This window comes from Sediminibacterium roseum (assembly GCF_009939005.1).
Classification (GTDB): Bacteria; Bacteroidota; Bacteroidia; order Chitinophagales; family Chitinophagaceae; genus Sediminibacterium; species Sediminibacterium roseum.
Genome location: NZ_JAACJS010000013.1, coordinates 1 through 3,588 on the forward strand (window position 1 = coordinate 1; position 3,588 = coordinate 3,588).

Sequence of the window (3,588 nt, forward strand, 5' to 3'; positions counted from 1 at the left end):
TCACTGCACAATCACTGAGCGCAGTAAATGCTACTGTGAACAATGCGAATGTTAATGGTAACCTTACTTCAACCGGAACAATAACTTCTCAAGGATTGAGCACTGTAACCGGTTTGATTGGTAACCTTACTGTTCCTGGAACAATTATCGGCGGAACATTCAGCGGTACACTTGGCGCTGGTGCATTATCCAGCATCACAAACCTTACTTTGAATGCGTTGACTGTGACTGGTAACATCACTGCGCAATCACTTAGTGTTGTTGATGCGACTGTAAATAATGCGAACGTTAATGGCAACCTTACTTCAACAGGAAATATCACTGCACAATCACTCAGTGCAGTAAATGCAACTGTAAATAACGCTAACGTTAACGGTAACCTTACCTCAACCGGAACGATAACATCTCAGGGATTAAGCACAGTAACTGGTTTGATTGGTAATCTTACTGTTCCTGGAACGATCATTGGCGGAACATTCAGCGGTACGCTCGGAGCGGGCGCATTGTCAAGCATCACAAACCTTACATTGAATGCATTGACTGTGACTGGCAACATCACTGCCCAATCATTGAGTGTTGTTGATGCAACTGTAAACAATGCTAACGTAAACGGCAACCTTACTTCAACAGGAAATATCACTGCACAATCACTCAGTGCAGTAAATGCAACAGTTAACAACGCTAACGTAAACGGCAACCTTACATCAACCGGCACAATAACTTCTCAAGGCTTGAGCACTGTAACGGGCTTGATCGGAAATCTTACTGTTCCTGGAACGATCATCGGCGGAACATTCAGCGGTACACTTGGCGCTGGTGCATTATCAAGCATTACCAATCTTACTTTGAATGCATTGACTGTGACTGGCAACATCACTGCGCAGTCACTTAGTGTTGTTGATGCGACTGTGAACAATGCGAACGTTAACGGTAATCTGACATCAGCAGGAAATATTACTGCACAATCACTCAGTGCAGTAAATGCAACAGTTAACAACGCTAACGTAAACGGAAACCTTACATCAACTGGAACAATTACTTCTCAAGGATTAAGCACTGTAACTGGCTTGATTGGTAACCTTACTGTTCCTGGAACGATCATCGGGGGCACATTCAGCGGTACACTTGGTGCTGGCGCATTGTCAAGCATCACAAACCTCACTTTGAATGCGTTGACTGTGACTGGTAACATCACTGCGCAATCACTTAGTGTTGTTGATGCGACTGTGAACAATGCTAATGTTAATGGTAACCTTACTTCAACTGGAACGATAACATCTCAAAGCCTGAGCACAGTAACTGGTTTGATCGGTAACCTGAACGTTCCTGGAACTGTATCTACACAATCGCTCAGCGCAGTTGATGCAACGGTTAACAATGCCAACGTTAACGGCAATCTTACATCAACGGGAACAATAACTTCTCAAGGATTAAGCACTGTAACTGGCTTGATCGGTAACCTTACTGTTCCTGGAACAATCATTGGCGGAACATTCAGCGGTACACTTGGCGCTGGTGCATTGTCAACCATCACAAACCTTACATTGAATGTGTTGACTGTGACTGGTAACATTACGGCGCAATCACTCAGTGTTGTAGATGCAACAGTAAATAATGCGAACGTTAACGGTAATCTTACTTCAACAGGAAATATCACTGCACAATCACTCAGTGCAGTAAATGCAACAGTTAACAACGCTAACGTAAACGGCAACCTTACATCAACCGGAACAATAACTTCTCAAGGATTGAGCACAGTAACGGGCTTGATCGGCAACCTGACTGTTCCTGGAACAATTATCGGCGGAACATTCAGCGGTACATTAGGAGCGGGTGCATTGTCCAGCATCACAAACCTTACATTGAATGCGTTGACTGTGACTGGCAACATCACTGCGCAGTCACTTAGTGTTGTTGATGCGACTGTGAACAATGCTAATGTTAATGGTAACCTTACTTCCACAGGAAATATCACTGCACAATCACTCAGTGCAGTAAATGCAACAGTTAACAACGCTAACGTAAACGGCAACCTTACATCAACCGGAACAATAACTTCTCAGGGATTAAGCACCGTAACTGGCTTGATCGGTAACCTGACTGTTCCTGGAACGATCATTGGCGGAACATTCAGCGGTACGCTTGGTGCGGGTGCCTTGTCGAGCATCACAAATCTTACATTAAATGCATTGACCGTGACCGGCAACATCACTGCCCAATCACTCAGTGTTGTTGATGCAACAGTAAACAATGCCAACGTTAATGGTAACCTTACTTCAACAGGAAACATCACTGCCCAATCACTGAGCGCAGTAAATGCAACAGTTAACAACGCTAACGTAAACGGCAACCTCACATCAACCGGCACAATAACTTCTCAAGGATTGAGCACAGTAACGGGCTTGATCGGAAATCTTACTGTTCCTGGAACAATTATCGGCGGAACATTCAGCGGTACATTAGGAGCGGGCGCATTATCAAGCATCACAAATCTTACTTTGAGTGCTTTGACTGTGACTGGCAACATCACTGCCCAATCAATTAGCGTTGTTGATGCAACAGTAAACAATGCCAACGTTAATGGTAATCTGACTTCCACAGGTAATATTACTGCACAATCACTAAGCGCAGTAAATGCGACTGTAAATAATGCGAACGTAAATGGTAACCTGACGTCAACTGGAACTGTAACTTCTCAAGGATTAAGCACTGTAACCGGATTGATTGGTAACCTGACTGTTCCTGGAACAATTATTGGCGGAACATTCAGCGGTACATTAGGAGCGGGTGCATTGTCAAGCATCACAAACCTCACTTTGAATGCATTGACCGTGACTGGTAACATCACTGCCCAATCACTCAGCGTTGTTGATGCGACTGTAAACAATGCGAACGTTAATGGTAATCTGACTTCCACAGGAAATGTTACTGCCCAATCACTGAGCGCAGTAAATGCAACAGTTAACAACGCTAACGTAAACGGCAACCTTACCTCAACCGGAACAATAACTTCTCAAGGATTGAGCACAGTAACGGGCTTGATCGGAAATCTTACTGTTCCTGGAACAATTATCGGTGGAACATTCAGCGGTACACTTGGTGCTGGTGCATTGTCAAGTATCACAAATCTTACTTTGAGTGCATTGACTGTGACTGGCAACATCACTGCGCAATCACTTAGTGTTGTTGATGCGACTGTGAACAATGCGAACGTTAACGGTAATCTAACTTCAACAGGAAATGTTACTGCCCAATCACTGAGCGCAGTAAATGCAACAGTTAACAACGCTAACGTAAACGGCAACCTTACCTCAACCGGAACGATAACATCTCAGGGATTGAGCACAGTAACGGGCTTGATCGGAAATCTTACTGTTCCTGGAACAATTATCGGCGGAACATTCAGCGGTACACTTGGCGCTGGTGCATTATCCAGCATCACAAATCTTACTTTAAATGCGTTGACTGTGACTGGCAACATCACTGCGCAATCACTTAGTGTTGTTGATGCAACTGTAAATAATGCGAACGTTAACGGTAATCTTACTTCAACGGGAAACATCACTGCACAATCACTCAGTGCAGTAA

At 44.1% G+C, this 3,588-nt stretch carries 1 protein-coding gene; it reads left to right on the forward strand.

The window, feature by feature from the left end; all coding sequences use genetic code 11:
* Positions 1–3,588 (forward strand): beta strand repeat-containing protein (locus GWC95_RS11160; RefSeq protein WP_161818809.1); only part of this gene is annotated, 3,588 nt, incomplete at both ends.